23 protein-coding genes are annotated in these 26,305 nt (G+C 50.6%); 7 read left to right on the top strand and 16 right to left on the bottom strand.

All coding sequences use genetic code 11. The features are described from left to right. Positions 1-7: 7 nt before the first annotated feature. From bioA to sdhC, 12 genes are all read right to left on the bottom strand, one after another. Positions 8-1,297, bottom strand: coding sequence for an adenosylmethionine--8-amino-7-oxononanoate transaminase (bioA, locus tag CKV66_RS05980; protein WP_085363232.1), 1,290 nt, complete (start codon positions 1,295-1,297; stop codon positions 8-10). Positions 1,298-1,367: 70 nt separating this feature from the next. After that, a complete protein-coding gene (gene radC, locus CKV66_RS05975; RefSeq protein ID WP_085363231.1) occupies positions 1,368-2,051 on the bottom strand; it encodes a RadC family protein in 684 nt (227 codons plus the stop codon). Positions 2,052-2,223: 172 nt separating this feature from the next. Further along, positions 2,224-3,654: a dihydrolipoyl dehydrogenase gene (lpdA, locus tag CKV66_RS05970; protein ID WP_085363230.1), complete on the bottom strand. Its 1,431-nt coding sequence runs from the start codon at positions 3,652-3,654 to the stop codon at positions 2,224-2,226. Positions 3,655-3,726: 72 nt separating this feature from the next. Continuing rightward, positions 3,727-3,981 carry a hypothetical protein gene (locus CKV66_RS05965; protein ID WP_085363229.1) on the bottom strand — a complete coding sequence of 85 codons (255 nt, stop codon included), beginning with the start codon at positions 3,979-3,981 and terminating at the stop codon, positions 3,727-3,729. Positions 3,982-4,130: 149 nt separating this feature from the next. Beyond that, positions 4,131-5,321, bottom strand: a complete 1,191-nt coding sequence (gene odhB / locus CKV66_RS05960) for a 2-oxoglutarate dehydrogenase complex dihydrolipoyllysine-residue succinyltransferase (RefSeq protein ID WP_085363228.1) — start codon at positions 5,319-5,321, stop codon at positions 4,131-4,133. A 63-nt stretch (positions 5,322-5,384) separates the two neighbouring features. After that, a complete protein-coding gene (locus CKV66_RS05955) occupies positions 5,385-8,219 on the bottom strand; it encodes a 2-oxoglutarate dehydrogenase E1 component (protein WP_085363227.1) in 2,835 nt (944 codons plus the stop codon). Positions 8,220-8,437: 218 nt separating this feature from the next. Then, on the bottom strand, positions 8,438-9,721 hold the full coding sequence (gltA, locus tag CKV66_RS05950; protein WP_085363226.1) for a citrate synthase: 1,284 nt from the start codon (positions 9,719-9,721) through the stop codon (positions 8,438-8,440). A gap of 90 nt (positions 9,722-9,811) precedes the next feature. After that, positions 9,812-10,060 carry an FAD assembly factor SdhE gene (locus CKV66_RS05945; RefSeq protein WP_085363225.1) on the bottom strand — a complete coding sequence of 83 codons (249 nt, stop codon included), beginning with the start codon at positions 10,058-10,060 and terminating at the stop codon, positions 9,812-9,814. Positions 10,061-10,062: 2 nt separating this feature from the next. After that, on the bottom strand, positions 10,063-10,767 hold the full coding sequence (locus tag CKV66_RS05940; protein WP_085363224.1) for a succinate dehydrogenase iron-sulfur subunit: 705 nt from the start codon (positions 10,765-10,767) through the stop codon (positions 10,063-10,065). A gap of 20 nt (positions 10,768-10,787) precedes the next feature. Next, positions 10,788-12,551: a succinate dehydrogenase flavoprotein subunit gene (sdhA, locus tag CKV66_RS05935; protein ID WP_085363223.1), complete on the bottom strand. Its 1,764-nt coding sequence runs from the start codon at positions 12,549-12,551 to the stop codon at positions 10,788-10,790. Further along, on the bottom strand, positions 12,548-12,895 hold the full coding sequence (gene sdhD, locus CKV66_RS05930; RefSeq protein WP_085363222.1) for a succinate dehydrogenase, hydrophobic membrane anchor protein: 348 nt from the start codon (positions 12,893-12,895) through the stop codon (positions 12,548-12,550). The genes sdhA and sdhD overlap by 4 nt, the downstream gene beginning before the upstream one ends. Beyond that, on the bottom strand, positions 12,889-13,266 hold the full coding sequence (sdhC, locus tag CKV66_RS05925; protein WP_085363221.1) for a succinate dehydrogenase, cytochrome b556 subunit: 378 nt from the start codon (positions 13,264-13,266) through the stop codon (positions 12,889-12,891). The genes sdhD and sdhC overlap by 7 nt, the downstream gene beginning before the upstream one ends. Before the next feature lie 604 nt (positions 13,267-13,870). Between sdhC and CKV66_RS05920 the strand changes: the two genes are divergently transcribed. Both CKV66_RS05920 and CKV66_RS05915 read left to right on the top strand, forming a co-directional pair. After that, a complete protein-coding gene (locus tag CKV66_RS05920) occupies positions 13,871-14,851 on the top strand; it encodes a malate dehydrogenase (RefSeq protein WP_085363220.1) in 981 nt (326 codons plus the stop codon). 266 nt (positions 14,852-15,117) lie between these two features. Beyond that, the gene (locus tag CKV66_RS05915; RefSeq protein ID WP_085363219.1) at positions 15,118-16,428 is read left to right on the top strand and encodes a sulfate adenylyltransferase subunit 1; all 1,311 of its coding nucleotides are present in this window, start codon (positions 15,118-15,120) and stop codon (positions 16,426-16,428) included. 88 nt (positions 16,429-16,516) lie between these two features. On the opposite strand, the gene CKV66_RS05910 is transcribed toward CKV66_RS05915, so the two are convergent. Both CKV66_RS05910 and msbA read right to left on the bottom strand, forming a co-directional pair. Continuing rightward, positions 16,517-17,293, bottom strand: a complete 777-nt coding sequence (locus tag CKV66_RS05910) for a ferredoxin--NADP reductase (RefSeq protein ID WP_085363218.1) — start codon at positions 17,291-17,293, stop codon at positions 16,517-16,519. 82 nt (positions 17,294-17,375) lie between these two features. Next, entirely contained in the window at positions 17,376-19,166 is a 1,791-nt protein-coding gene (gene msbA, locus CKV66_RS05905) for a lipid A export permease/ATP-binding protein MsbA (RefSeq protein ID WP_085363286.1), read from the bottom strand. 149 nt (positions 19,167-19,315) lie between these two features. Here msbA and CKV66_RS12550 point away from each other — a divergent pair, with 149 nt between their 5' ends. Continuing rightward, the gene (locus CKV66_RS12550) at positions 19,316-19,462 is read left to right on the top strand and encodes a lipoprotein signal peptidase (RefSeq protein WP_085363217.1); all 147 of its coding nucleotides are present in this window, start codon (positions 19,316-19,318) and stop codon (positions 19,460-19,462) included. 74 nt (positions 19,463-19,536) lie between these two features. Here CKV66_RS12550 and thrC read toward each other — a convergent pair whose 3' ends face one another. Further along, positions 19,537-20,949, bottom strand: a complete 1,413-nt coding sequence (gene thrC / locus CKV66_RS05895) for a threonine synthase (RefSeq protein WP_085363285.1) — start codon at positions 20,947-20,949, stop codon at positions 19,537-19,539. Positions 20,950-21,066: 117 nt separating this feature from the next. After that, complete coding sequence (locus CKV66_RS05890; protein WP_085363216.1) at positions 21,067-21,411, bottom strand: hypothetical protein; 345 nt, start codon at positions 21,409-21,411, stop codon at positions 21,067-21,069. A gap of 191 nt (positions 21,412-21,602) precedes the next feature. Here CKV66_RS05890 and CKV66_RS05885 point away from each other — a divergent pair, with 191 nt between their 5' ends. From CKV66_RS05885 to fdx, 4 genes are all read left to right on the top strand, one after another. Next, positions 21,603-22,910 (top strand): replication-associated recombination protein A, encoded by a 1,308-nt coding sequence (locus CKV66_RS05885; RefSeq protein ID WP_085363215.1) that lies wholly within the window; start codon positions 21,603-21,605, stop codon positions 22,908-22,910. A 218-nt stretch (positions 22,911-23,128) separates the two neighbouring features. After that, the gene (gene hscA / locus CKV66_RS05880) at positions 23,129-24,991 is read left to right on the top strand and encodes a Fe-S protein assembly chaperone HscA (protein ID WP_085363214.1); all 1,863 of its coding nucleotides are present in this window, start codon (positions 23,129-23,131) and stop codon (positions 24,989-24,991) included. 137 nt (positions 24,992-25,128) lie between these two features. Next, positions 25,129-25,704: a manganese efflux pump MntP gene (locus tag CKV66_RS05875; protein WP_004286267.1), complete on the top strand. Its 576-nt coding sequence runs from the start codon at positions 25,129-25,131 to the stop codon at positions 25,702-25,704. A gap of 156 nt (positions 25,705-25,860) precedes the next feature. Then, complete coding sequence (fdx, locus tag CKV66_RS05870) at positions 25,861-26,202, top strand: ISC system 2Fe-2S type ferredoxin (protein ID WP_004286265.1); 342 nt, start codon at positions 25,861-25,863, stop codon at positions 26,200-26,202. The last annotated feature ends 103 nt before the right edge of the window (positions 26,203-26,305 follow it).

The following is a 26,305-nucleotide window of genomic DNA, read 5'->3' as shown; positions in this document are numbered from 1 at the left end:
CTTGTTGTTATTGAAACAATTCTGTTTTTTGAACGGCCGCGCCAACGGCATCGGTAAGCCGTTGCAATTCGTGCGGGCGGATGATGTAAGGCGGCATCAGGTAAACCAGCTTGCCAAACGGCCGAATCCACACACCTTGCTGCACGAAAAACTGCTGCATGGCGGCCATATTGACGGGGCGGCGGGTTTCGACCACGCCGACGGCACCGATGATGCGCACGTCGGCCACGTTTTCATGAGCGGCAAGCGGCGTTAAGGCCGTCTGAAAATGTGCTTCGATGGCGGCGACTTGCGCCTGCCATTCGTTGCGCTTGAGTATCTGCATATTGGCTTCGGCCACGGCGCAGGCCAGCGGGTTGCCCATAAAAGTGGGGCCGTGCATGAATACGCCCGCTTCGCCGCCGCATACGGTTTCGGCGACATGGCGGGTGGCGGCGGTGGCGGAAAGCGTCATCATGCCGCCGGTGAGGGCTTTGCCGATGCACATAATATCGGGTTGGATGGCGGCGTGTTCGCAGGCAAACAGCTTGCCCGTACGCCCGAAGCCGGTGGCGATTTCGTCCAGAATCAATAAGATGCCGTATTCGTCGCACAAGGCGCGCACCTGCCGCAAATATTCGGGATGATACACGCGCATGCCGCCCGCGCCTTGCACCACAGGTTCGAGAATTACGGCGGCAATATCGTTGCGGTGTTGCGATAAGGCCGTCTGAAAAGCGGCGATATCGCTTGGCTGCCATTCGCCGTCGAAGCGGCTTTGCGGAGCTGGCACGAAGATGTGCTCGGGCAGGAAACGACGGTAAAGATTGTGCATGGAGTTCACGGGGTCGCACACGCTCATGGCACCGAAAGTGTCGCCGTGATAACCGCGCTCGATGGTGAGAAATTTACTGCGCGCTTCGCCCCGCGCATGCCAATATTGCAGAGCCATTTTCAGGGAAACTTCCACCGCTACCGAACCGGAGTCCGCCAGAAAAATGCAGTCGAGATTTTCGGGCAGCATGGTTTTCAGGCTTTGGCACAGGCGGACGGCGGGTTCGTGGGTGATGCCGCCGAACATGATATGCGGCATGGTGTCGAGCTGCTTGTGGGCGGCGGCAAGCAGTTCGGGATGATTGTAGCCGTGTTGCGCGCACCACCACGACGACATGCCGTCCACCAACTTGCGGCCGTCTGAAAGCTCTATATACACGCCTTCGGTGCGGGCGACGGGATAGACGGGCAGCGGATCGATCACCGAGGTGTAAGGGTGCCAGATATGGCGGCGGTCGAAGTCTAAATCGGCGGAAGAAAGCATGAAGGTAAGAGGCCGTCTGAAAAAAGAATGGCGGAATTATAACGCTTTTCAGACGGCCTTGAATGTGTCTCTACACCGCACGCATCAAGCCGCGCTCCTGCAAAGACGTTACTTGGCGGGCGGTTACGATGAAATGGTCTAAAAGCGTGATATCTACCAAATCCAAAGCCTGCGCCAGTTTGTGTGTGAAGGTGATGTCGGCATCGGAAGGCTCCGGCGAACCGCCGGGGTGGTTGTGGGCAATGATGATACTGCTGGCGTATTCGTCGAGCGCGAGTTTGACGATTTCGCGGATGTAAACGGTGTTTTCCGCCACCGTACCGCGCGCCAATTCATGCATGGCAATCAACTGGTTTTGCCGGTTCAGCAGCAGCGCAAGGCTCACTTCCACACGTTGGTGTGCCAGATGCAGACGCAGAAAGTCGGCAACCTCGCGCGGATTGTTCAACACGGCGGTTTCGCGCAACTCTTCGCCCAATATCCGCCGCCCGATTTCGCGCACCACGGCAAACTGCGTATAGCTCGCCAGCCCCATGCCTTTGTGCGCCGACAATTCTTTCATCTCCGCACTCATCAGCCGCCCTAAGCTGCCGAACTCGTTGAGCAGATGGCGCGCCAAATCCACCGCACTCATGCCGCGCGTGCCCACCCGCAGCAATACGGCCAGCAGTTCGGCATCGCTCAACGCACCCGCGCCGCGCTCCAACAGCTTTTCGCGCGGGCGTTCGCCTTCCGGCCATTGTTTGATACTCATGTAAGGTTTTCCCGTTTTATTATGAAATAATCATATCATTGATAGTTTTAAAATAACACAAGAGGCCGTCTGAAAAACCTTATTCGGCTTGATAAGAAAGTTTTTTGTCGCATAAATAAAACTGCTCCGGCTAAAAACCGGAGCAGTTTCAAAACATCAGGTCAATGGCAAATTAACCGTGCAGAGCGCGTTTGTCTGCCGCCAATGCCGCTTCGTGCAATACTTCCGACAATGTCGGGTGTGCGTGAACGATACGGGCGATATCTTCGCTGCTGGCGCTGAACTCCATGCTCATCACGCCTTCAGCCACCAGCTCGGAAACCATCGGGCCGATCATGTGAACGCCCAATACGCGGTCAGTTTTGGCACAGGCCAACACTTTTACCGTACCTTTGGCTTTGCCTAAACCTAAAGCGCGACCGTTGGCAGCAAAGCCGGAAGTCCCTTTTTTGTATTCCACGCCTTCGGCTTTCAGTTGCTCTTCGGTTTTACCTACCCATGCGATTTCGGGGTCGGTGTAAATCACAAACGGGATGGTGTTGAAATCCAAATGCGGTTTTTGACCGGCAATACGCTCGGCTACGGCAACGCCTTCGTCGCTGGCTTTGTGCGCCAACATCGGGCCGCGTACCACGTCGCCGATTGCCCATACGTTAGGCAGATTGGTGCGGCATTCGCCGTCCACTTTAATAAAACCGCGCTCGTCTTTTTCCAAGCCCACGCCTTCGGCATTCAAGCCTTCCGTGTTCGGAATACGGCCGATAGACACGATTAGTTTGTCGAAGGTTTCGGTTTTCGCCGCACCGCCGACTTCGTAAGATACGGTTACACCGTTCTTGTCGTTTTTGATTTCATTGAGCTTCACGCCCAATTCAATTACCAGGCCTTGTTCTTTCGTGAATACTTTGAAGGCTTCTTTGGCAATTTGCTGGTCTGCGGCAGCCAAGAAAGTCGGCATGGCTTCAAGAATGGTTACTTCAGAACCCACACGTTTCCACACCGAACCCATTTCCAAACCGATTACGCCGGAACCGATTACGCCCAGTTTTTTCGGCACTTCGGTCAGGTTTAATGCACCTTCGTTATCCAACACGTTAACATTGTCGATTTCAATCAACGGCAACGGACGGGGCACCGAACCGGTAGCCACAATCACATGCTTGGCTTCCACTACGGATTTTTCGCCTTTATTCTCAACTTCAACTTGCCATAAATCACCGTTACGGCCTTTCAATGATCCTTTGCCAAACAGGCTTTCCACTTTGTTTTTTTGGAACAGGAATTTGATACCGCCGGTCAGCTTGGTCACGATGCCGTCTTTACGCTCGATCATTTTGGCAGCATCAAATTTCACATCGCCCACGGTAATGCCGTGCTCGGCAAAGTCGTGTTGCGCTGCATGAAAATGCTCAGAAGACTGCAACAAGGCTTTGGAAGGGATACAACCTACATTCAAACAGGTGCCGCCCAGCGCGGGCGCGTCGCCTGCTTTGTTAACGCCTGCATCGATACAGGCAGTTTTGAAACCGAGTTGTGCAGCACGGATCGCAGCGATATAACCGCCCGGGCCTGCACCAATAACTACTACGTCGAATTGAGACATAATCAAATCCTTTTTCTCTTTTCCATGTTTAAGCCGTCTGAAACACAGCTTTTTCAGACGGCCTGATCATTCCTAACGACATGAATACGGTTGAAAATCTTTAGCCAACTGTTTGCTTGTTTTTTCGTGTACGCGGATAACGGCTTTAGGATAAACCTCGCATAAAGTATCACGTACCAAAGGAATACCTGCTTTGTTGCTGCCCAACTCTACACGTTTGGTCAGCAGACGCCCTTTGCCGTCGTAAGCAGATACCAGATATTGTTCGTTGTTTGTCGAAGCGCATGCAGAGAGAAAACACACGGCGCAAAACAAAAAATATCTCATAAGCCCCCTTGAAATTTAAAAACATTCAAGCTAATGCCTGATTAATTTGTATTTATTTTATGACGTTTATTGTGATGGTATATGCACGTTTCAGACGGCCTGCCTACCTAACCGCAGGCCGTCTGAAACCGTGTATATGAGCTTACTGCTTACAGGTCAAGCAGCAAACGTGCCGGGTCTTCCAGCAAGTCTTTGATGGTTACCAAAGTCAATACGGCTTCGCGGCCATCAATGATGCGGTGGTCGTAAGACAAAGCCAGATACATCATCGGGCGCACCACTACTTGACCGTTTTCAACCACGGCACGTTCTTTAGTGGCGTGCATACCCAAAATAGCAGATTGAGGCGGGTTGATAATCGGGGTAGACATCATAGAACCGAAAGTGCCGCCGTTGGTAATACTGAAAGTACCGCCGGTTAAGTCTTCCAGAGCGATTTTGCCGTCTTTGGCTTTTACAGCGTAATCTACAATGGCTTTTTCAATATCGGCAATGCTCATTTGGTCTGCATCGCGCAGAATCGGTACAACCAAACCACGCGGGCTGCCAATAGCGATACCGATATCGAAGTAACCGTGGTAAACGATGTCGTTGCCGTCAACAGAGGCATTAACTACCGGGAATTTTTTCAGTGCAGCAACAGCAGCTTTGACAAAGAACGACATAAAGCCCAGCTTCACGCCGTGCTCTTTTTCGAATTTTTCTTTGTATTTGGCACGCAAATCCATAACCGGCTTCATGTTGACTTCGTTAAACGTAGTCAAAATCGCGTTTTCTTGTTGAGAAGCCAACAAACGCTCGGCTACACGCGCACGCAAACGGCTCATCGGCACACGTTGCTCAGGACGAACACCGGCAGGAACAGGCGCAGCGGCAGAAGCAGCAGCTTTAGGCGCAGCAGAAGCATTTTGAACATCTTCTTTCAATACGCGGCCGTCTCTTCCGGAACCTTGAACACCGGCAATATCCACGTCTTTTTCCGCAGCCAATTTGGCAGCGGCAGGCATCGCCACACCGGCTTGAGCATTAGACGCTGCGGGAGCGGCAGCGGGAGCTTCGGCAGGTTTGGCTTCGGCGGCAGGCGCAGAAGCTTCTGCTTTGGCTTCAGTATCAATCTTGGCCAGCAGCTGTTCAGCTACTACGGTTTCGCCGTCTTGTGCAATGATTTCAACCAACACACCTGCTTGCGGCGAGGGAACTTCCAAAACGACTTTGTCGGTTTCAACGTCAATCAAAATCTCATCACGTTCTACGTATTCACCAACTTTTTTGTGCCAAGACATCAAGGTACCTTCAGACACACTTTCAGATAAAACAGGTACTTTTACTTCAACAATCATTTTATTCTCCGGTAGTGTAAGGCCGTCTGAATTACGCAAACCGTTTTCAGACGGCCAAAATGGTTAGTTCAGATTCATTGCGTCTTCAACAAGCTGTTTCAGTTGAGCGATATGTTTGCTCATATAACCCACAGCAGGAGAAGCGCTGGCAGGACGGCCTGCATAGCTCAGTTTTTGGTCTTTGCCCAAGATTCTTTCGATGCGGTGACGCAATTGATGGAAAGCACCTTGGTTGCGCGGCTCTTCTTGCGCCCAAACAACATCTTTCGCATTCGGGAATTTGTCGAGCTCGGCTTTAACTTCATCGTATGGGAACGGATAAAGCTGCTCTACACGAACGATGGCAATATCGTCTTCCAACTGACGCTCTGCACGGCCTGCTGCCAAGTCGTAATAAACTTGACCCGCACACAAAATCACGCGTTTCACGCTGCTGTTGTCTGCACGTTTGACCGTATCGCCGATAACCGGGCGGAAAGTAGAACCCTCCACGAAGTTTTCCAACGGACTCATAGAGTCTTTGAAACGCAGCAAACGCTTAGACATAAAGATAACCAACGGTTTGCGGTATGAACGCAATGCTTGGCGGCGCAAGATATGGAACATCTGAGAGGCTTCAGACGGCATCACGATTTGCATATTTTCTTCGGAACACAGTTGCAACCAGCGCTCCAAACGTGCCGAAGAGTGTTCCGGACCTTGACCGTCGTAACCGTGCGGCAGAATCGTCGTCAAGCCGCACAAACGACCCCATTTGGTTTCGCCTGAAGAAATAAATTGGTCGATTACTACTTGGGCACCGTTGGCAAAGTCACCGAATTGAGCCTCCCAAATCGTCAACTTATCAGGCGCCGAGCAGGCAAAGCCATACTCGTAAGCCATCACAGCTTCTTCATTCAAAATAGAATCGATAACCAAGAATGGGGCTTGTCCTTCAGACATATTTCTCAGAGGGATATATGCGCCATCTTCGCTTTTCTCTCGTTTTTGGTCATGCAATACGGCATGACGGTGTGAGAACGTACCGCGGCCTGAGTCTTCACCTGAAATACGGACACCTGTGCCATTGGTTACCAAAGCGGCATAGGCTAAGGTTTCGGCCATACCCCAGTCAATCGGTTGTTCGCCCACTGACATGCCTTTACGTGCTTCCAATACGCGCTTAGCGGTATTGTGCAAGGCAAAGCCTTCAGGCACTTCGGTAAATTTATCCGCCAACCGCTTGATATCAGAAGCAGACAAACCGCTTTCAACTTCTTCGCGCCAATCTTGGCCTTGATATTTAGACCAATCTACGCGGTGTTTGCTTTCATAATCGGTCAAACGGGTTTGCTCTACATGCTCGCCTTTATCCAAAGCGTCACGATAAGCCTGAATCAAACCTTCCGCTTCGTTGGCTTGAATCACTTTTTCCGCAACCAATTTGTCAGCATACAATGAGCGCACACCGGGATGTTGGGCTACTTTTTTATACATCATCGGCTGAGTCAAAGTCGGGTCATCACCTTCATTGTGACCAAGCTTGCGATAACATACCAAATCAATCACAACATCTTTGTGGAATTTTTTGCGGTAATCCAAAGCAGCTTGCACAACAAAACACACCGCTTCAGGATCGTCTCCGTTAACATGGAATACCGGTGCCTCTACCATTTTGGCGATATCGGTACAGTAAACTGTTGAACGTACATCTCGCGTATCTGATGTGGTGAAACCGATTTGGTTGTTGATTACCAAATGAATCGTACCGCCGGTGGTATAACCGCGTGTTTTAGACAAGTTGAAAGTAGCTTGGTTAACGCCCAAGCCAATAAATGCAGAGTCGCCATGAATTAATACAGGTAAAACTTGACCTTGACCGTTTTCTCCGCGACGGCGCTGCTTGGCACGAGTAGAGCCTTGCACTACCGGATTGACAATCTCAAGATGCGAGGGGTTAAACGCCAAAGTAACGTGGACCGCACCATGAGCTGTGGCGATATCCGAACTGAAACCCATGTGGTATTTTACGTCGCCACTCGGGAGAGTGGCCGCTGCACGGCCTTCAAATTCAGCAAATAAATCGCTGGGCTTTTTGCCTAAAGTGTTAACCAACACATTCAGACGGCCACGGTGAGCCATGCCGATAATCACTTCTTCTACGCCATCTTTTGCGACGTTCTGAACCAGATAATTCAAACCTGCAATGGCACTTTCGCCACCCTCAACAGAGAATCGCTTCTGACCAACGTATTTGGTGTGCAGATAACGCTCCAATGTTTCTGCGGCAGTCAGTTGTTTTAAAATATAGCGTTTTTCATCTGCATTAAATTTAGGCGTAGACAAAGCTGATTCAAAGTAATTGCGAATCCAGTGGCGCTCTTCGGTATTTTCGATATACATATATTCGATACCGATATGACCGCAGTAAGTTTGTTTCAACTTACTAACGATATCTGACAAAACCATTTTGTCGCTACCGGCAAAATCACCCTTACCTACACTGAATTGAACAGCCATATCCGAGGCATCCAACCCATGAAATTTGGGGTCCAAAGCATCAAGATTGCGGGGAGGCATACGTTTCAACGGATCGAGACTCGCTGCACCCACTCCTTGAATGCGGTAAGCAGAAATCATGCGTAACACGCCAACCTGCTTTTTCATCATGTTTTCATCTAAAGTTCCTGCAATAGCAGCAGTCGCTCGTTTTTTTGCTAAATTGGCAAATGATTCTTGAATAGGACGATGGGCAACATCCCGTTCTACACCCCCCGGCTGGGCAGCCAAATCAGTAAAATATTGCTTCCATTTTTCATCCACAGACTCGGGATCATTTAAGAAATTTTCATATAATTCTTCTATATAGGGTGCGTTAGAGCCAAATAAATAAGAAAAATTTAGCTTGTCTTCCATCATGAGTGTTGCCCTTTAATTAATAAAAAATTAGAGAGTAGAATTTTTATTTTCATGACATATACTGCATGCCGACTGAAAACATTCCTATTCTACTCTCTACGTTTTAACTTAGCTAATATTTTCTACATTGTTTTTAAAGGTAATTTAATTACATTTAATAAGCAAATGAACTCTATACAAAATACCTTTGCAAACTATGAGCTTACAACAATCAAATATTAGCGTTTATCGATTGAAACATAATCGCGACGCGGTGATCCGGTGTACAGCTGACGCGGACGACCGATTTTTTGGTTAGGATCGCTAATCATTTCATGCCAATGAGAGATCCAGCCAACGGTACGTGCCAATGCAAAGATAACGGTAAACATAGAAACCGGAATACCTAATGCAGACAATACGATACCTGAGTAGAAGTCTACGTTCGGATACAGTTTGCGCTCAACAAAGTAAGGATCGTTCAATGCAATTTGTTCCAATTCCATTGCCAATTTGAATTGAGGATCATCTTCCAAGCCCAATTCTTTCAATACTTCGTAGCAGGTTTCACGCATAATGTTTGCACGCGGATCCATGTTGCGATATACGCGGTGTCCGAAGCCCATCAAGCGGTATTTACGTTCTTTAACGCCTTCCATAAAGGCTGCAACATTGGAAACATCACCGATTTCATCAAGCATCTTCAACACGGCTTCATTCGCACCGCCGTGGGCAGGACCCCACAAGCTGGCAATACCGGCTGCAATACATGCAAACGGATTCGCACCGGAAGAACCGGCCAGACGAACAGTAGATGTAGAAGCGTTTTGCTCATGGTCTGCATGAAGGATGAAAATGCGGTCAAGCGCACGCACCAAAACAGGATTCGGCTCATAATCTTCGCAAGGAGTGGCAAACATCATATGCATAAAGTTAGCGGTATAAGACAAATCATTGCGAGGATAGTTAAACGGCAAGCCGTTGGAATAACGGTAGCACATTGCAGCAATCGTCGGAATTTTTGAAATCAAACGATAAATAGCAATCTTGCGATGTTCAGGATCAGAGATCTCCAAGCTGTCTTGATAGAAAGCAGACAGTGCACCTACAACACCAACCATCATTGCCATAGGATGTGCATCACGACGGAAGCCGCGGAAGAACCAAGTCAGCTGTTCGTGAATCATGGTGTGGCGAGAAACAGTATGCTCGAATTTTGCCTTTTGCTCGGCGGTAGGCAATTCACCATAAATCAACAAATAACATGTTTCGAGATAATCACTTTTTTCTGCCAGTTGCTCAATAGGATAACCGCGATAATACAACTGGCCTTTATCACCATCAATAAAGGTTATTTTTGATTCGCAACTTGCAGTAGATACAAAGCCGGGATCAAATGTAAACATACCGGTTCCCTTGGTAAAAGTCCGGATGTCTACAACATCCGGGCCTAAAGTACCTTCTAAAACCGGCAATTCCAATGACTCTTTACCATCGGCTTGTAACTTAATTGTTTTGGACATCTCTTGCTCCTTTATTTTTCTGTTCAAGTTAGACTCAGCGCATTACCCTTTATGATGATGCGGCTATGCTGCTTTTCAGACGGCCTTTAATCAAGCGCGCCTTATTTTTTCCAGAAGAGGAAGAAAACGGGTGTCTTCTGTATGCTCTTTTTGATTTACTAAAGCAAGAAATTGCTGATCAGGCAAATCTAAAATTTCTACAAAAACAGCCAATTCTTCGTCATTGAGATTCTGGAATTCTTTTTCCATAAACTTCCCGAGCAGGATATCCAGCTCGAGAAGTCCACGGCGTGTTTGATAATGTATTCTGCGTTTCGCAGCTTCATCAAAAACAGGCATATTTAAATTGCTCGTTTCAACATGATTTCTTTAATCTTACCGATAGCACGGGTCGGATTCAAGTGTTTCGGACACACATCAACACAGTTCATAATGGTATGGCAACGGAACAACCGATAGGGGTCGTTCAGATTATCCAACCGCTCGTTCGTAATAGTATCACGACTATCGGCAATGAAGCGATATGCATTTAGCAAACCAGACGGACCTACGAACTTATCAGGATTCCACCAGAATGAAGGGCAAGCGGTAGAACAGCATGCGCACAAAATACATTCATAAAGACCATCAAGCTCTTTACGCTCCTCTTGGGTTTGCAAACGCTCACGATCAGGCGCAGGAGTATCGTTTACCACATAAGGCTTAATAGAATGGTATTGCTTAAAGAATTGAGTCATATCAACAATTAAATCGCGCACTACCGGTAAGCCCGGCAATGGGCGCAGTTTAATCGGCTGTTTCAAACTACGAATATCGGTCAAACAAGCCAAGCCGTTTTTACCGTTGATATTCATGCCGTCTGAACCGCAAATACCTTCCCGGCAAGAGCGGCGGAAAGACAAGCTGTCATCCATGGCTTTTAACTTAACAAGAGCATCCAGCAGTTTCACGTCTGTAGGCTCAATTTCAAGCTCATAGTCCTGCATATAAGGTTTGGCATCTACGTCAGGATTATAGCGATACACCTGAAAACGTACTTTTTCCATGTGTTGTGTTCCTTTTATTTTTAGTAAACGCGCTTGGCCGGTTCAATATAATCAACGGTCAGTGGTTTAGTGTGAACCGGTTTGTAAGACAAGCTGTTGTCGGCAGTGTAGAAAAGGGTGTGTTTCATCCAGTTTTCATCATCACGCTCAGGATGGTCGTCTGAGGCATGCGCACCGCGGGATTCTTTACGAGCTTCGGCAGAAACCAAGGTGGCCTTAGCCACTTCCATCAGGTTATCCAGCTCCAAAGCTTCGATTCGTGCTGTATTCCATACTTGGCTCTTGTCTTTAATTTCCGTATGTTTAACACGTTCGGCAAGTTTCAATACTTTTTCCACGCCCTCTTTTAAGATGGCATCGGTACGGAACACACCTGCATGCAACTGAACGGTACGTTGCAATTCACGACGCAACTCGTCTACGTTTTCACCGCCGGTTTGGTTATTCAAACGATCCAAACGTTGCTTGGTGAGCTCGCCAGCATTACTGGGCAACTCTTTCCAGCCGTCTTGCTTGTTGATGTATTCAATCATGCTATCGCCGGCAGATTTACCGAATACAACCAAGTCTAACAGGGAGTTTGTGCCCAAACGGTTAGCACCATGTACAGAAGCACAAGCACACTCGCCGGCAGCATATAAACCGTTCACTACGGCTTCGGGATTATCGCCTTGAGGCACAACCACTTCGCCCAAATAATTGGTAGGAATACCGCCCATCATGTAGTGGGTGGTCGGCACAACCGGAATCGGATCTTTAATCGGATCGATACCGGCAAACTGAATGGAAATCTCGCGGATACCCGGCAGTTTTTCCATAATCTTTTCTGCACCGATATGGTCGATTTTCAGCAATACATGGTCTTTATTTTTACCACAGCCGCGGCCTTCATAAATTTCCATCGCCATAGCACGCGAAACCACGTCGCGAGAAGCCAAATCTTTTACGGTTGGCGCATAGCGTTCCATGAAACGCTCACCGTCGCAGTTCAGCAGAATACCGCCTTCACCGCGCACACCTTCGGTAATCAATACACCGGCTCCGGCCACACCAGTCGGGTGGAATTGCCAGAATTCCATATCTTCAAGCGGAATACCTGCGCGTGCACAAATGCCCAAGCCGTCGCCGGTATTCATAAAGGCATTGGTTGATGAAGCATAAATACGGCCTGCACCGCCCGTGGCAAACAATACGGCTTTAGCATGGAAAATGTAAACATCCCCGGTTTCCATTTCCATAGCGGTTACGCCGACAACATCACCGTTATCATCACGGATCAAATCCAGTGCAGTCCACTCCACAAAAAATTGCGTGTTTGCACGCACGTTTTGTTGATACAGCGTATGCAACATAGCGTGGCCTGTACGGTCTGCTACCGCACAAGCACGTTCTACGGCGCGTTTACCGTGTTCGGCGGTATGGCCACCGAAAGGACGTTGATAAATTTTGCCGCTCTCTACGCGGTCGAAAGGCATACCCATGTGCTCCAACTCAATAACGGCCTCAGGAGCACGGCGGCACATGAATTCGATGGCATCTTGGTCACCCAGCCAATCTGAACCTTTTACGGTATCGTACATGTGCCAGTCCCAACGGTCTTCCTGTACGTTACCCAAAGAAGCGGAAATACCGCCCTGAGCAGCTACGGTGTGAGAGCGTGTAGGGAAAACTTTAGACAATACGGCTGTATTCAAACCGGATTTAGACAATTGCAACGCAGCACGCAAACCTGCACCGCCGCCACCAACAATTACAGCATCAAACTTACGAACAGGAAAATTCATACAATACCCCAAATTACTTTAACCGAATAAACCAAGCATCCCACCAACCAAATAATAGTGGCTACTTGTAAAAATAATCGCAAACCGAAAGGCTTGATGTAGTCCATCCATAAGTCACGGATACCTACCCAAGCATGCAGAAACAATGCGATGAAAGTAACTTGGGTAAATACTTTAACCCATGTTTGCGCAAAAAATGCCTGCCATGAATCGTAATCGCCAGGCAAGGCAAGCAAGAAGATAATGAAAGCAACTGTGTAAACCAACATGATCACTGCTGTCGCACGTTGCATTGCCCAATCACGCAAGCCGTAATGGGCACCGGCCAATTTACGGTCTACCATAACCATGCTCCTAATACTACGGTTAACACCAATGCTGCAACAAATACCAATTTGGCAGTTGCACGGGCAGTTTGTAATTCCAGTCCTTTATGGGCATCCAACAACAAGAAACGGATACCGGCTAAAGAATGGTGCAGATAAGCCCATAGAAGACCTATCAAAGCGAGCTTCACAAACGGATTGGAGACAACGGAACGGTAAGTTTCAAATGCAGCCTCACGGCTCAACGTACCGGCAAGGAAACACAGCAAAAGGGGCAGGCTTACAAATAAAATAACCCCGCTGATGCGGTGCAGAATAGAAACAATCCCGGGTATCGGTAATCTGATATTGGGGATTTCAAGGAATACAGGGCGCTGCTTCGTCTGCATTTCAATATCCTCTTTACACAGTATTTTTCTCAAAAAACTCAAACCAAAAAGTAGGTTTATGCACCTCCGCCTAAAGCGGGCTACATAAAACTACGTTAAGACGTAATTTACATGTTTTGCAACTGCTTGACCAGTCTTTTGTTACAGTTTTTTATGAATTTTACGGCTTCCTTAACAAACAATAGATTTTTATATTGGTTTTAAGCACATAAAATTTCAATTTATCCGTATTTTTCATCAATCCGTGGCTCACAAACGTCCTATTCCAGCCACATAAATTTCCTGTTTGAAGCTAAATTCCACCGGATTGCTTTTCCATACAAAATAAAACCGCTTCCCATCGGTTTCATGCGATTACAAAATTCTATTGCCCCGTTGTGTAAATTTGGTATGATACAGCGTTGCAAAAACGGTTTTGATGGCTTCAAATGGCATACCATCCGTTTGCACACAGCCGCAAAACGGCTTGAAGGTCTTTTGCGCTAAATGCTTTAAGTTATATAAATGCTTCATTCACTTCGCATCATCGAAAATATTTGATGAGGCCGTCTGAATCATTATATTTGTTTATCACAATCACAAATTCACCCAGGAGAGTTTTGGTATGAAATCACCCGTTCGCGTTGCGGTAACCGGTGCCGCCGGTCAAATTGGTTATGCTTTATTGTTCCGTATTGCTAGTGGCGAAATGTTAGGTAAAGACCAGCCTGTTATCCTTCAATTGTTAGATTTGCCCCAAGCGCAAAATGCCGTGAAAGGCGTGATGATGGAGCTTCAGGATTGCGCCTTCCCTCTGCTGGCCGATATGTTTACTACTGACGACCCTGAAGTGGCTTTCAAAGACGCACAAATTGCCATTTTGGTAGGTTCTCGTCCGCGTAGCAAAGGTATGGAACGTGCCGATTTGCTGCTGGCCAATGCTGAAATCTTTACCAAACAAGGTGCTGCGTTGAACAAAGTTGCTGACCGCAACGTGAAAGTTTTGGTTGTGGGCAACCCTGCCAACACCAACGCTTACATTGCCATGAAATCCGCACCTGATCTTCCTGCGAAAAACTTCACTGCGATGCTGCGTCTCGACCACAACCGCGCGTTGAGCCAAATCGCCGAGAAAACCGGCAAAGCCGTAGCAGACATTGAAAAACTGTGCGTATGGGGCAACCACTCTCCCACCATGTATGCCGATTACCGCTTTGCCACCATCAACGGCGAAAGCGTAAAAGACATGATCAACGATCAAGAGTGGAACGCCAATGTGTTCCTGCCGACCGTGGGCAAACGCGGTGCTGCCATTATTGAAGCGCGCGGCCTGTCTTCTGCTGCTTCTGCCGCCAACGCCGCCATCGACCACATCCGCGACTGGGTGTTGGGCACCAACGGCAAATGGGTAACCATGGGTATTCCTTCCGACGGCTCTTACGGCATTCCCGAAGGCACTATGTTCGGCTTCCCGGTAACTTGCGAAAACGGCGAATACAAACTGGTTGAAGGTTTGGAAATCGACGAATTCAGCCAAGAGCGCATCAATGTAACTCTGAAAGAGCTGGAAGAAGAAAAAGCAGGCGTGGCTCACTTGTTGTCTTAATTGAGGCCGTCTGAAATCAAACGTTTAGTTTGAAGCAATCCCCTAATTGGTGCTGTTTTACAGTTCGCAATCAGGGGATTTTGTTTGCCGTTAAATCTGGAAGCGCTTCATTATTTTTTTCAGACGGCCACTCTACGGGTCTCAAACATTTTCAACACCGATATAACAAAATCATCTTAAATTAAAACGAACCATTCTTTCCTTTTTTCAGACGGCCTGTTTACAGTAGCCATCAGATAACAGGCCATCTGAAAAAAGGATTTTGTATGAGCGCACCCACCGCCCCTCTGCTTCGTTTTATTACCGCCGGCAGCGTAGATGACGGCAAGTCCACGCTTATCGGCCGCTTGCTTTACGACAGCAAAGCCCTGCTCGCCGACCAAGCCGCCAAACTCGACCAAACAGCTCAAAACGGCCAAGCGCCCGACTTCGCCAGCCTGACCGACGGCCTGGCCGCCGAGCGCGAACAAGGCATTACCATTGACGTTGCCTACCGTTATTTCTCCACGCCCAAGCGCAAATTTATCATCGCCGATACACCCGGCCATGAACAGTACACGCGCAATATGGTCACGGGTGCATCTACGGCGGATGCCGCAATTATTTTGGTTGACGCCACCCGCGTTAATTTCAACAGCGGCGAACCTGTATTACTGCCCCAAACCAAACGCCACAGCGCCATTTTGAAGCTGCTCGGATGCCCGAACATCATTGTGGCCGTCAACAAACTTGATCTCTTAGGCTTTGACGAACACAAATATCTTGCCATCACTCAAGCCTACCAAACGCTGGCTCAGCATATCGGCTTGGAAGCCGATATCCATTTTCTGCCCATCAGCGCTTTAAACGGCGACAATATTGTCGATATCAGCCCCAATACACCTTGGCACACAGGGCTGGCGTTGCTGCCGCTTTTGGAAAGCCTGCCGGTAGCCCGCAGAAACACCGACCACCAACCCGCTTACTTTTCCGTGCAACGCGTGGCCCGGCAAGACGGCAGCAGCAGCGATGATTTCCGCGGCTATCAAGGGCGTTTGGAAGCAGGCCGTCTGAAAACGGGAGACGAAGTCAGAATCCTGCCCAATAACAAAACCGCGCGCATTGCGGAAATCTACAAGCCGAACGGCAAAAGTGACTCTGCCCAAGCCGGCGATGTACTAACCTTAACGCTCGACAGCGACATAGACGTTTCACGCGGCGACAGCATTGTTTCCGCCGACAATCCGCTGATACCGCAACAAAATTTTCAGGCGGCCTTATGCTGGTTTGACGAAACGCCGCTTAATCTGCGGCGGAAATACCTGCTCAAACAAGGCGCAAAAACCACCGGCGTGAAAATCAGCGAAATCGCTTATGTGTGGGATGTGCACACCCTCAGCCACGTTCAATCGGCGCAGCAGCTTAACCTGAACGACATCGGCAATGTCAGCCTGAAAACACAGCAGCCGCTCAACGCAACGGCCTACACGGAAAACCCGGCCACAGGCGCTTTTATCCTGATAGACGAAGCAACCAACCACACGGTTGCCGCCGGCATGATACGCGGCGCAAACCATGAAAGTACGTTTGAAATCTAATTCTGCCTGCCAATAAACAGAGGCCGTCTGAAAGTTTATTTCAGACGGCCTCTGTATGCACACCAAGCTATTCGGCAAATTACCCTGCTTATTGATCCACAAACGCGCGTTCAATCAAGTAATCACCGCGCTGACCCATTTTCGGCGACACTTTCAAACCGAATTCGTTTAACACCTCGCTGGTATCTTTCAGCATGGCCGGGCTTCCACACAGCATGGCGCGGTCGTGCTCGGGGTTCATCATCGGCAAGCCGATGTCTTCAAACAATTTACCGCTGCGCATCAAATCGGTAATGTGGCCGCGGTGCGGAAATTCTTCGCGCGACACCACAGGATAATAAATCAGCTTCTCTTTCACGAGGTCGCCCAGATACTCGTGTTCGGGCAATTCTTTGGTAAAGCGGTCGTAATAAGCCAAATCTTTTTTGTAGCGTACACCGTGTACCAAAATCACTTTTTCAAACTGTTCATACACTTCGGGGTCTTTCGTGATGCTCAAAAACGGTGCGATGCCGGTGCCGGTTGAGAGCAGATACAGATGCTTACCGGGATTCAAATCACCGCAAATCAGCGTGCCGGTAGGCTTTTTGCTGATCAGCACTTCGTCGCCCACTTTCAAATGCTGCAAACGGCTGGTTAACGGGCCGTCTTGCACTTTGATACTGAAAAACTCGAGATGCTCTTCCCAGTTGGCGCTGGCCACGCTGTATGCGCGCATCAAGGGTTTGCCGTCGACCATCAAACCGACCATCACGAATTGGCCGTTTTCAAAACGCAGCGACTCATCGCGCGTGCAGGTGAAAGTGAAATAAGCGTCTGTCCAGTGATGTACTGATAAAACTTTTTGGGTATTGAATGCTGCCATTTAAGCTTCCTTAATTAATAGTAGAAATAGCAAAAAATTACCGGTTTCAGACGGCATACATATGAGGCCGTCTGAAAATGAATTAGTCTGCGGCTTGACTGTGGCCGTCTGAAATTTCGCTGTGCTTATCGAATTGCAGGCTGTGCAAATCGGCATAGCGGCCGCCCTTAGCCAGCAACTCGGTATGCGTACCCTGCTCGACCACCCTGCCTTCGTGCATCACCACGATATTGTCGGCTTTTTCAATCGTGGATAAGCGGTGGGCAATCACAATCGTGGTGCGGTTTTGCATCAAGGTTTCCAACGCCGCCTGCACCAAGCGTTCGGACTCATTATCCAGCGCGCTGGTGGCTTCGTCTAAAATCAAAATCGGTGCGTCCTTCAGAATGGCGCGCGCAATCGCCAAACGCTGCCGCTGGCCGCCTGAAAGTTTCAAACCGTTTTCGCCGATTTCGGTCTGCAAACCGTTCGGCATGGCTTTGATAAACTCCCAAGCATTGGCGGCTTTGGCTGCCTGAATAATATCGGCTTCGCTCACTTTATTCAGACGGCCGTAAGCGATATTGGCCGCTACCGTGCCGTTGAAGAGCACGACATCTTGGCTCACAAACGCCATATTGGCGCGCAGGCTTTCAAGCGTAAACTCGCGCAAATCAATGCCGCCGATGCGGATCTCGCCTTCGGTCGGATCGAAAAAGCGCGGCAGCATGTTGGCCAAAGTGGTTTTACCGCAGCCAGACGCGCCGACCAATGCAACTACTTTGCCTTGCGGCACCAAAAGATTGATACCGTTCAAACTGTTGCGATCGGCTTCGGGATAACGGTGCACGACATTGCAAAATTCGATATTGCCCGGTTTGGTGCTCAATACCAAACTGCTGCCGTCGCTTTCTTCGGGCGCATCCAAAAATCCGAATACGCTTTCCGCCGCCGCCAAGCCGCGTTGCAGCGACTGCACCACGCCGGTCATGCGTTTGATCGGGTCAAACATCATGATCATGCTCGACAAAAACGCCATAAAGTCGCCGGCGCTGAAATCCGAAGAATTAGCCTGACCCGCCGCCACATACACAATCACGGCCAAAGCCACCGATGCCATCAGCTGGGTAAAACCCGTGCCGAAAGAGCTGGCGGAAACCTGCTTGATATTGTTGCGGCGCACATGGTCGGACACATGCTCGAAGCGTGCCGTTTCATATTTTTGACCGCCGTAAACCTTAATCACGCGCGCGCCTTCGATGCTTTCGTTCAGCACCTGCATCATTTGGCCGAGATAAGTTTGGTTGACTTGCGACAGATTGCGCAACCGGCGGCTTACCAAACGGATGCTGACGGCCACCACCGGCAAAATGCCGAATGTAATCAGCGTGAGTTTCCAGTCTAGATAAAACAGCAAACACAGCAGACCGACCACGCTGACGCCGTCTTTGGCGATGACCGTAATCACGTTGAAACCGGCGTCGGTAATCTGGCCGGCATCACTTAAAATGCGCGACATAATCCGGCCGCTGCTGTTGTTGCCGAAATAGCCCGACGGCAGGCGCATCATTTTTTCAAACATTTCACCGCGCACCTTTTGTACCAAATGGCTCGAAAGGTAGGTGGTGCAATATTCGTTGAGAAAATTGAACAGGCCGCGAATCAGAAACAGACCCACAATCGCCAGCGGCAGCCAGGTCATTTTCTGCATGTTTTTATCGACGAAGCCTTCGTTGATCAACGGCTTCAACAGATAGCCAAACGCAGGCATAGTCGCCGCCACCACCAGCATCGAAAAAACAGCAAAGGAAAAAATCTTCCAATAGTTTTTCAGATACCCCAGCAAGCGCGTGTATAAAACCAGATTTGGCCGCTCTTTCATTTGGTTTGGCATAATTTCCCGTAAATTGAGCGCAAACATGTCATTCTAAACAAAAATATTTTTCATCACAATGTTTGCAGATAGCACGAAACAGCCGCAGAGGGCTGTACCGATATCCGGTTGGCGAACCGTTGTTCCGTTTATCTCAAAGGCCGAAACCTTTGCAAAACCCTCATCTGCGGCGCATTTCTGCGTTGTGCGCTGCTCGCTCGTTTGCCTATCTGTATGATATGTCTGCACTCGCTGCGCTGCTACGCCTTGAACTGCATCCACATCTGCGGGTTTTGCAAAGGTCTCAGGCCGTCTGAAAGCGAACTTTGCGAGCTTCGCCAAAACGAGCTGTGCGAGTTTCGCTAAAACGTTTCAGACGGCCTGAACACCTTTATTGATCTAAAGTTTCACGAATGATGGCTTTAACGATGTCCGCATTGTTCGGCACGACTTGAACGCGTTGCGGCAGTTTTTCCAAGCCTTCCAAACCGGTGGGGCGCGGGATTTGCACGTCGCCCACGGCTTCGCGAATGGTGTCTTCAAACTTGGCCGCCAATGCGGTTTCCAAACAAACGATGGTTTCGCCCGCTTCGCGCACTTCGCGCGCCACTTTCACACCGTCGGCGGTATGCGGGTCGATGAGTTCGCCGTCGGCTTGATACACTTCGGCGATGATGCGCAAACGGTCTTTGTGCAGGCTCTTGCCGGATACGAAACCGTAGCGTTGGTGCACTTTTTCCAGCAGCCAATTCAGGTCGAAGCCTTTGCCTGCGCCCACTTCCGCCCACAAGGCTTCCACTTGTGCGGCATCGCGCTCAACCAAATCGAAAATAAAACGCTCGAAGTTGGAGGCTTTGGAAATATCCATAGACGGGCTGGAAGTTACCATAGTGTGATCGGCGGTACGCGGGCGGTATTCGCCGGTTTTGAAAAACTCGTCCAACACGTCGTTTTCATTGGTCGCCACAATCAGGCGGTGGATAGGCAGTCCCATTTGGCGGGCAATGTGGCCGGCGCATACATTGCCGAAGTTGCCGCTGGGCACGCAGAAACTGACTTTTTGCTCGTTGCTGTGGGTTGCGTTGAAATAGCCGGCAAAGTAATACACCACTTGGGCAACGATGCGCCCCCAGTTGATGGAGTTGACCGTGCCGATATGGTATTGCTCTTTGAAAGAAGCGTCATTTTGCACGGCTTTAACGATGTCTTGGCAATCGTCAAACATACCTTTTACGGCGATATTGTGGATATTCTCGTCTTGCAGACTGAACATCTGTGCGCGTTGGAAAGCACTCATTTTCCCTTCGGGCGACAGCATGAATACATGAATGCCTTTTTTGCCGCGCAGTGCGTATTCGGCCGCCGAGCCGGTGTCGCCGCTGGTGGCACCGAGGATATTGAGCTGTTTGCCTTCTTTGTTCAGCACATATTCAAACGCGTTGCCGAGAAACTGCATGGCCATGTCTTTAAACGCGAGCGTCGGGCCGTTGGAGAGGGCTTGGATTTTGATGCCGTCTGAAAGCGTGCGCACCGGCGTGATTTCTGCCGTGCCGAAAGCTTCGGCGGTGTAAGTGCGGTTGATGATGTCGCGCAGGTCGTCGGTGGGAATATCGGTCACAAACAGGCTCATGATTTCAAAAGCCAATTCGGGATAGCTCAAGCCGCGCCATTTTTCCAGCGTTTGCCCGTCAACCTGCGGATAGCTTTCGGGCATCATCAGGCCGCCGTCGGGGGCGAGACCCATCAATAAAACTTCGCTGAATGCTTTATGTGCGGTTTGGCCGCGGGTGCTGATATATTTCATGATTTCTTCTTGTATTTCGTGAGATGGTTTGGAAAATTTCATGCCCGAAAGCGGGCTTATATCTTATTTTATTTTCAGACGGCCTGCCTTGCGACAGAGGCCGTCTGAAAAACAGGTTTAGCGTATCAAGCGTTTCACGCAGGCGGTAACGGTTTTCGCGGTTACCGAAGCGGCGGCTTCCACACGGGTATCGGGGTTGGCAATCTTAATTAATTCGTCGGTCGTCACATGATTGAATACTTCTTCGCCGGCACAGCCGCAGATTTTGTCTTCCCATTCGCGCTGCTGTTGGGCCGTCATCACCAACGATGCCAATTTCCATTCGCTGCGTTTGTTCAACTCTATACGGCATTGGTTATCAACCACCGATTTCACAATCGAATTACTTGACAACATACCGTTTGCGCCGCCGGCACAGGCACCGAGCAACAACATTCCCACCAATCCTGCTGTTTTCTTCATACATTTTCTTTCTAAAAACAAACGGCTCGCCAATCGAGAGGCCGTCTGAAACCCACCAAGGCGGTATTGTACAACATCGTGCTGCCGCTTACACGGTTATGGCGACGAAACTTCATCTTGCTGCAAGCCGGCCGACATCACTCTGCACTTTCTCCGCTATAATAAAGGCCGTCTGAACAGAAAACCGAGCCATGACCGACCTCTTTTCCCGCCAACCCGACGCCCCCTTAGCCGAACGCCTGCGCCCGCACTCGCTTGACGAAGTGATCGGGCAACAGCACCTTATCGGCGAAGGCAAACCTTTGCGCGTGGCGATTGAAGGCGGCAAACCGCATTCCATGCTACTGTGGGGACCGCCCGGCGTCGGCAAAACCACCTTGGCGCGGATTTTGGCGCAAAGCTTCAACGCCCAGTTTCTGCCTGTGTCGGCGGTATTTTCAGGCGTGAAAGACATCCGCGAAGCCATCGACAAAGCAGAAATCGCCTTGCAGCAAGGTCGCGCAACTATTTTGTTTGTCGATGAAGTCCACCGTTTCAACAAAGCCCAGCAAGACGCCTTTTTGCCGCACGTCGAAAGCGGCCTGTTAACCTTCATCGGCGCCACCACCGAAAACCCCTCTTTCGAAGTCAACCCCGCCCTACTCAGCCGCGCGCAAGTGTATGTATTGCAACCGTTAACTGCGCAAGACATGCAGCAGCTTATCGACAAAGTGCTGGCACTGCCCGAATACACCGCCTTCACCATCACCGACGAAGCCCGCGAACTGCTCGCCGACACTGCCGACGGCGACGCCCGCCGCCTGCTCAATCTTTTGGAACAACTGCTGCGCGCCGCCGATACACGCCGTCTGAAAACGCTTGACGCCGCTTTCCTCACCGAAAGCCTCGGCACACAAATCCGCCGCTTCGACAAAGGCGGAGAAAGCTTCTACAACCAGATTTCCGCTCTGCACAAATCCGTGCGCGGCTCCCACCCCAACGCCGCCCTTTACTGGTTTTGCCGCATGCTCGACGGCGGCGCCGACCCGCGCTACCTCGCCCGCCGCATCGTGCGCATGGCTTGGGAAGACATAGGCCTGGCCGACCCGCGCGCCATGCAGATTGCCAACGAAGCCGCCGCCACTTACGAGCGTTTAGGCTCTCCCGAAGGCGAATTCGCCCTCGCCCAAGCCGTGCTTTACCTAGCCGCAGCCGCCAAATCCAATGCAGGCTACAAGGCTTACAACAAAATGCGGGAATTTATCAAACAGAATGCCAGCGACGAAGTACCCGTCCACCTGCGCAACGCCCCAACCAAATTGATGAAAGAACTCGGCTACGGGCGCGAATACCGCCATGCCCACGACGAACCGAACGCCTACGCCGCCGGCGAAACCTATATGCCCGACGGTCTGGCCGAACCGGACTTCTACCAACCCGTACCGCGCGGGCTGGAAATCAAAATCGGCGAAAAGCTGGCATGGTTGAAAAGCTTGGACGACGAAGCGGGTTCGCCTTAAAAAGGCTTTGTACTCGGCAAGCCCTTCTGCCGAGCAAACCGTGTTGCCGATTTGCATAACAACACCGCTCTCTCAAACCTCAAACCCGCTGAATTTCCAAGCCCTGCCGCAGTTTTCAGACGGCCTCATCCCTATTCCCGACAAAACTACTCAACTACCCGCGTCAAATCTGCTAAAATACGCGCCGACAAAAATAACACCCCACAAGGCACACAAACATGGCTCTTCTGCAAATTTCCGAACCCGGCATGTCTGCCGCACCACACCAACACCGCTTGGCCGTCGGTATCGACTTGGGCACCACCAACAGCCTCGTCGCCTCTGTTAAAAGCGGCAGCGCCGTTTGCCTGCCCGACGAAAAAGGCCGCGTTACCCTGCCTTCGGTTGTGCGTTATTGCGGCCGAGACGATATCGAAGTCGGCTACGACGCGCTCAAGGCTCAAAAAATCGACCCCGTGAACACCATCAGCTCCGCCAAACGTTTGATCGGGCGCACTTTGGAAGATGTTCAGCAAGAAGCCCGCTATCTGCCTTACCGCTTCGGCAATAACGAACGCATCATCGAGTTGCACACCCGTGCGGGCGACAAAACGCCGATTGACGTGTCCGCCGAAATCCTCCGCACTTTGAAACAGCGTGCCGAAGAAAACCTCGGCGGCGAGCTTGTCGGTGCCGTGATCACCGTGCCTGCCTATTTCGACGATGCCCAACGCCAAGCCACCAAAGATGCCGCGCGTTTGGCCGGATTAAACGTTTTGCGCCTACTCAACGAACCGACCGCCGCCGCGATTGCCTACGGTTTGGACAACCGCTCGGAAGGCACGTTTGTGGTGTACGACCTCGGCGGCGGCACGCTCGACGTATCCGTGTTGCAGCTCACCAAAGGGCTGTTTGAAGTGAAAGCCACCAACGGCAACAGCGCGCTCGGCGGCGACGACTTCGACCACCGCCTGTTCTGCTGGCTGCTGGAGCAAAACAAACTCTCGCAGCTCAACGAGCAAGACAGCCAACTGCTGCTCAGCCTCGCCCGCGCCGCCAAAGAAACCCTCACCACCGACACCAGCGCCACCGTGCAAACCGTGCTTTCAGACGGCCGCACGGTCGATACCGCCATCACCCGCCAAGAATTCCACAACCTCACCCAACATCTGGTTGCCAAAACCATCGAGCCGGTGAAGCAGGCCTTGAAAGACGCGGGGGTGGGCAAGGCCGACGTGAAAGGCGTGATTATGGTGGGTGGCTCCACCCGCATGCTGCACGTTCAGCAAGCCGTGGCTACCTTTTTCGGCCAAACGCCGCTCAATAACCTCAACCCCGACCAAGTGGTCGCACTCGGCGCGGCGATGCAGGCCAATGTGCTGGCGGGCAATAAAAACGAAGACGAATGGCTGCTGCTCGACGTAACGCCCCTGTCGCTCGGCCTCGAAACCTACGGCGGGCTGGCGGAAAAAATCATCCCGCGCAACAGCACCTTGCCCACCGCCCGCGCCCAAGAGTTCACCACCTTTAAAGACGGCCAAACCGCGATGACCATCCATGTGGTGCAAGGCGAACGCGAACTCGTGTCCGACTGCCGCAGCCTCGCCAAATTCACCTTGCGCGGCATTCCGCCGATGGTGGCCGGCGCCGCCCGCATCCGTGTTACCTTCCAAGTGGATGCAGACGGCCTGCTTTCCGTGTCCGCCCGCGAACAATCCACCGGCGTGCAGGCGCAAATCGAAGTGAAACCTTCCTACGGTCTCGACGACGAAACCATCACCAACATGCTGAAAGAGAGCATGTCGAACGCCTCCGACGACATGGCCGCCCGCGCCCGCGCCGAAGCCGTTGTGGAAGCCGAAGGTCTTACCGCCGCCGTAGAAACCGCGTTGGAAATGGATGGCGATTTGCTCAAAGAAACCGAACTCGCCGCCATCCGCGACAGCATCGCCGCTTTGCACAATCTCGTTCAGACAGGCAATGCCGACGAAATCCGCAATGCCGTATCCGCGTTAGGACATGCCACCGACGACTTCGCCGGCCGACGCATGAACCGCAATATCCAACGCGCCCTGGCCGGACAAAATGTAAACGATATTTAAATTTCAGACGGCCTCCCAACTTGAGGCCGTCTGAAAATAACACAATCAATAACACCACCCTAAAGCCGCCAAGCACCTACCCGAACGGCTGAATAAAAAAATAAAGCGTTGCCCGAACAAGGCCGCAAAAGACAACCATGAACCTCTACACCCTAAGCATTCTGGCCTTTGCCATGTCTGTCGACGCCTTTGCCGCCTCGATAGCCAAAGGCGCCGCCTGCAACTGCAATTGCCTGACCTTGCGGCGCGTCGGCCGTACGGCACTGATTTTCGGCGTTATCGAAACCATTACGCCCTTAATCGGCTGGCTGGGCGGCTCGGCAGCCAAACCCTTCATCGCCGAATGGGACCACTGGGTCGCCTTTATCCTGCTGCTGGGTTTGGGCGGCAAAATGATTTACGGCACTTTATCCGACCAAGAAGAAAGCGGCGAAAACACAGGGAAAAACGGTTTCCTGCTCACCGTCATTACCGCCATCGCCACCAGCATCGATTCCATGATTGTCGGCGTCGGCCTCGCCTTTGTCGAAGTCAACATCTGGCTGGCGGCCTTTATGATCGGCACCACCACCACATTAATGTCCGCCACCGGCATGGTTTTAGGTCGTTCGTTTGGCAAAGCCGTGGGCAAACGCGCCGAAGTGTTGGGCGGCATCGTGCTGATCGTGATCGGTTCGTCGATTCTGATCGAACATTTGGAGCTGCTTGCCTGAAAAAACCAAACCGTTTATCCAACCGAACAAGCGGCGGAAATCTCAAGCAGCGCTTACCGCCCCATTTAAAACATTAATAGCAAACCGGCAGCAGCACCTGCCGTATCGGGTAAAATAGCGCCCGACCATAACTTCATTTCATTTAAGAGAACACACATGCCGAAAGTTACCATACTGCCACACGCCGAACTCTGCCCTGAAGGCAAAATCATCGACAACGCCCCCGAAGGCCAAACCATCTGCGATTTGCTGCTCGACAACGACATCGAAATCGACCATGCCTGCGAAAAATCCTGCGCCTGCACCACCTGCCATGTGATCGTTCGCCAAGGTTTCGACAGCTTGGAAGAGCCGTCTGAAATCGAAGAAGACCTGCTCGACCAAGCATGGGGCTTGGAAGCAGAATCCCGTTTAAGCTGCCAAGCCAAAGTCGCCGATGAAGATTTGGTGGTGGAAATTCCCAAATACACCATCAACCACGCGCGCGAGCATCATTAATCACAGAGGCCGTCTGAACAATTATTTTCAGACGGCCTGAAGCCTTAACGGAACCTATACCGTTTTCCGATGGGTTCCGTCTCAAAAATCACAAAGGAGTACA

The organism is Neisseria zoodegmatis, from assembly GCF_900187305.1.
In the GTDB taxonomy this organism is placed as follows: Bacteria; Pseudomonadota; Gammaproteobacteria; order Burkholderiales; family Neisseriaceae; genus Neisseria; species Neisseria zoodegmatis.
This window is presented reverse-complemented; position numbering and strand designations above follow the sequence as displayed.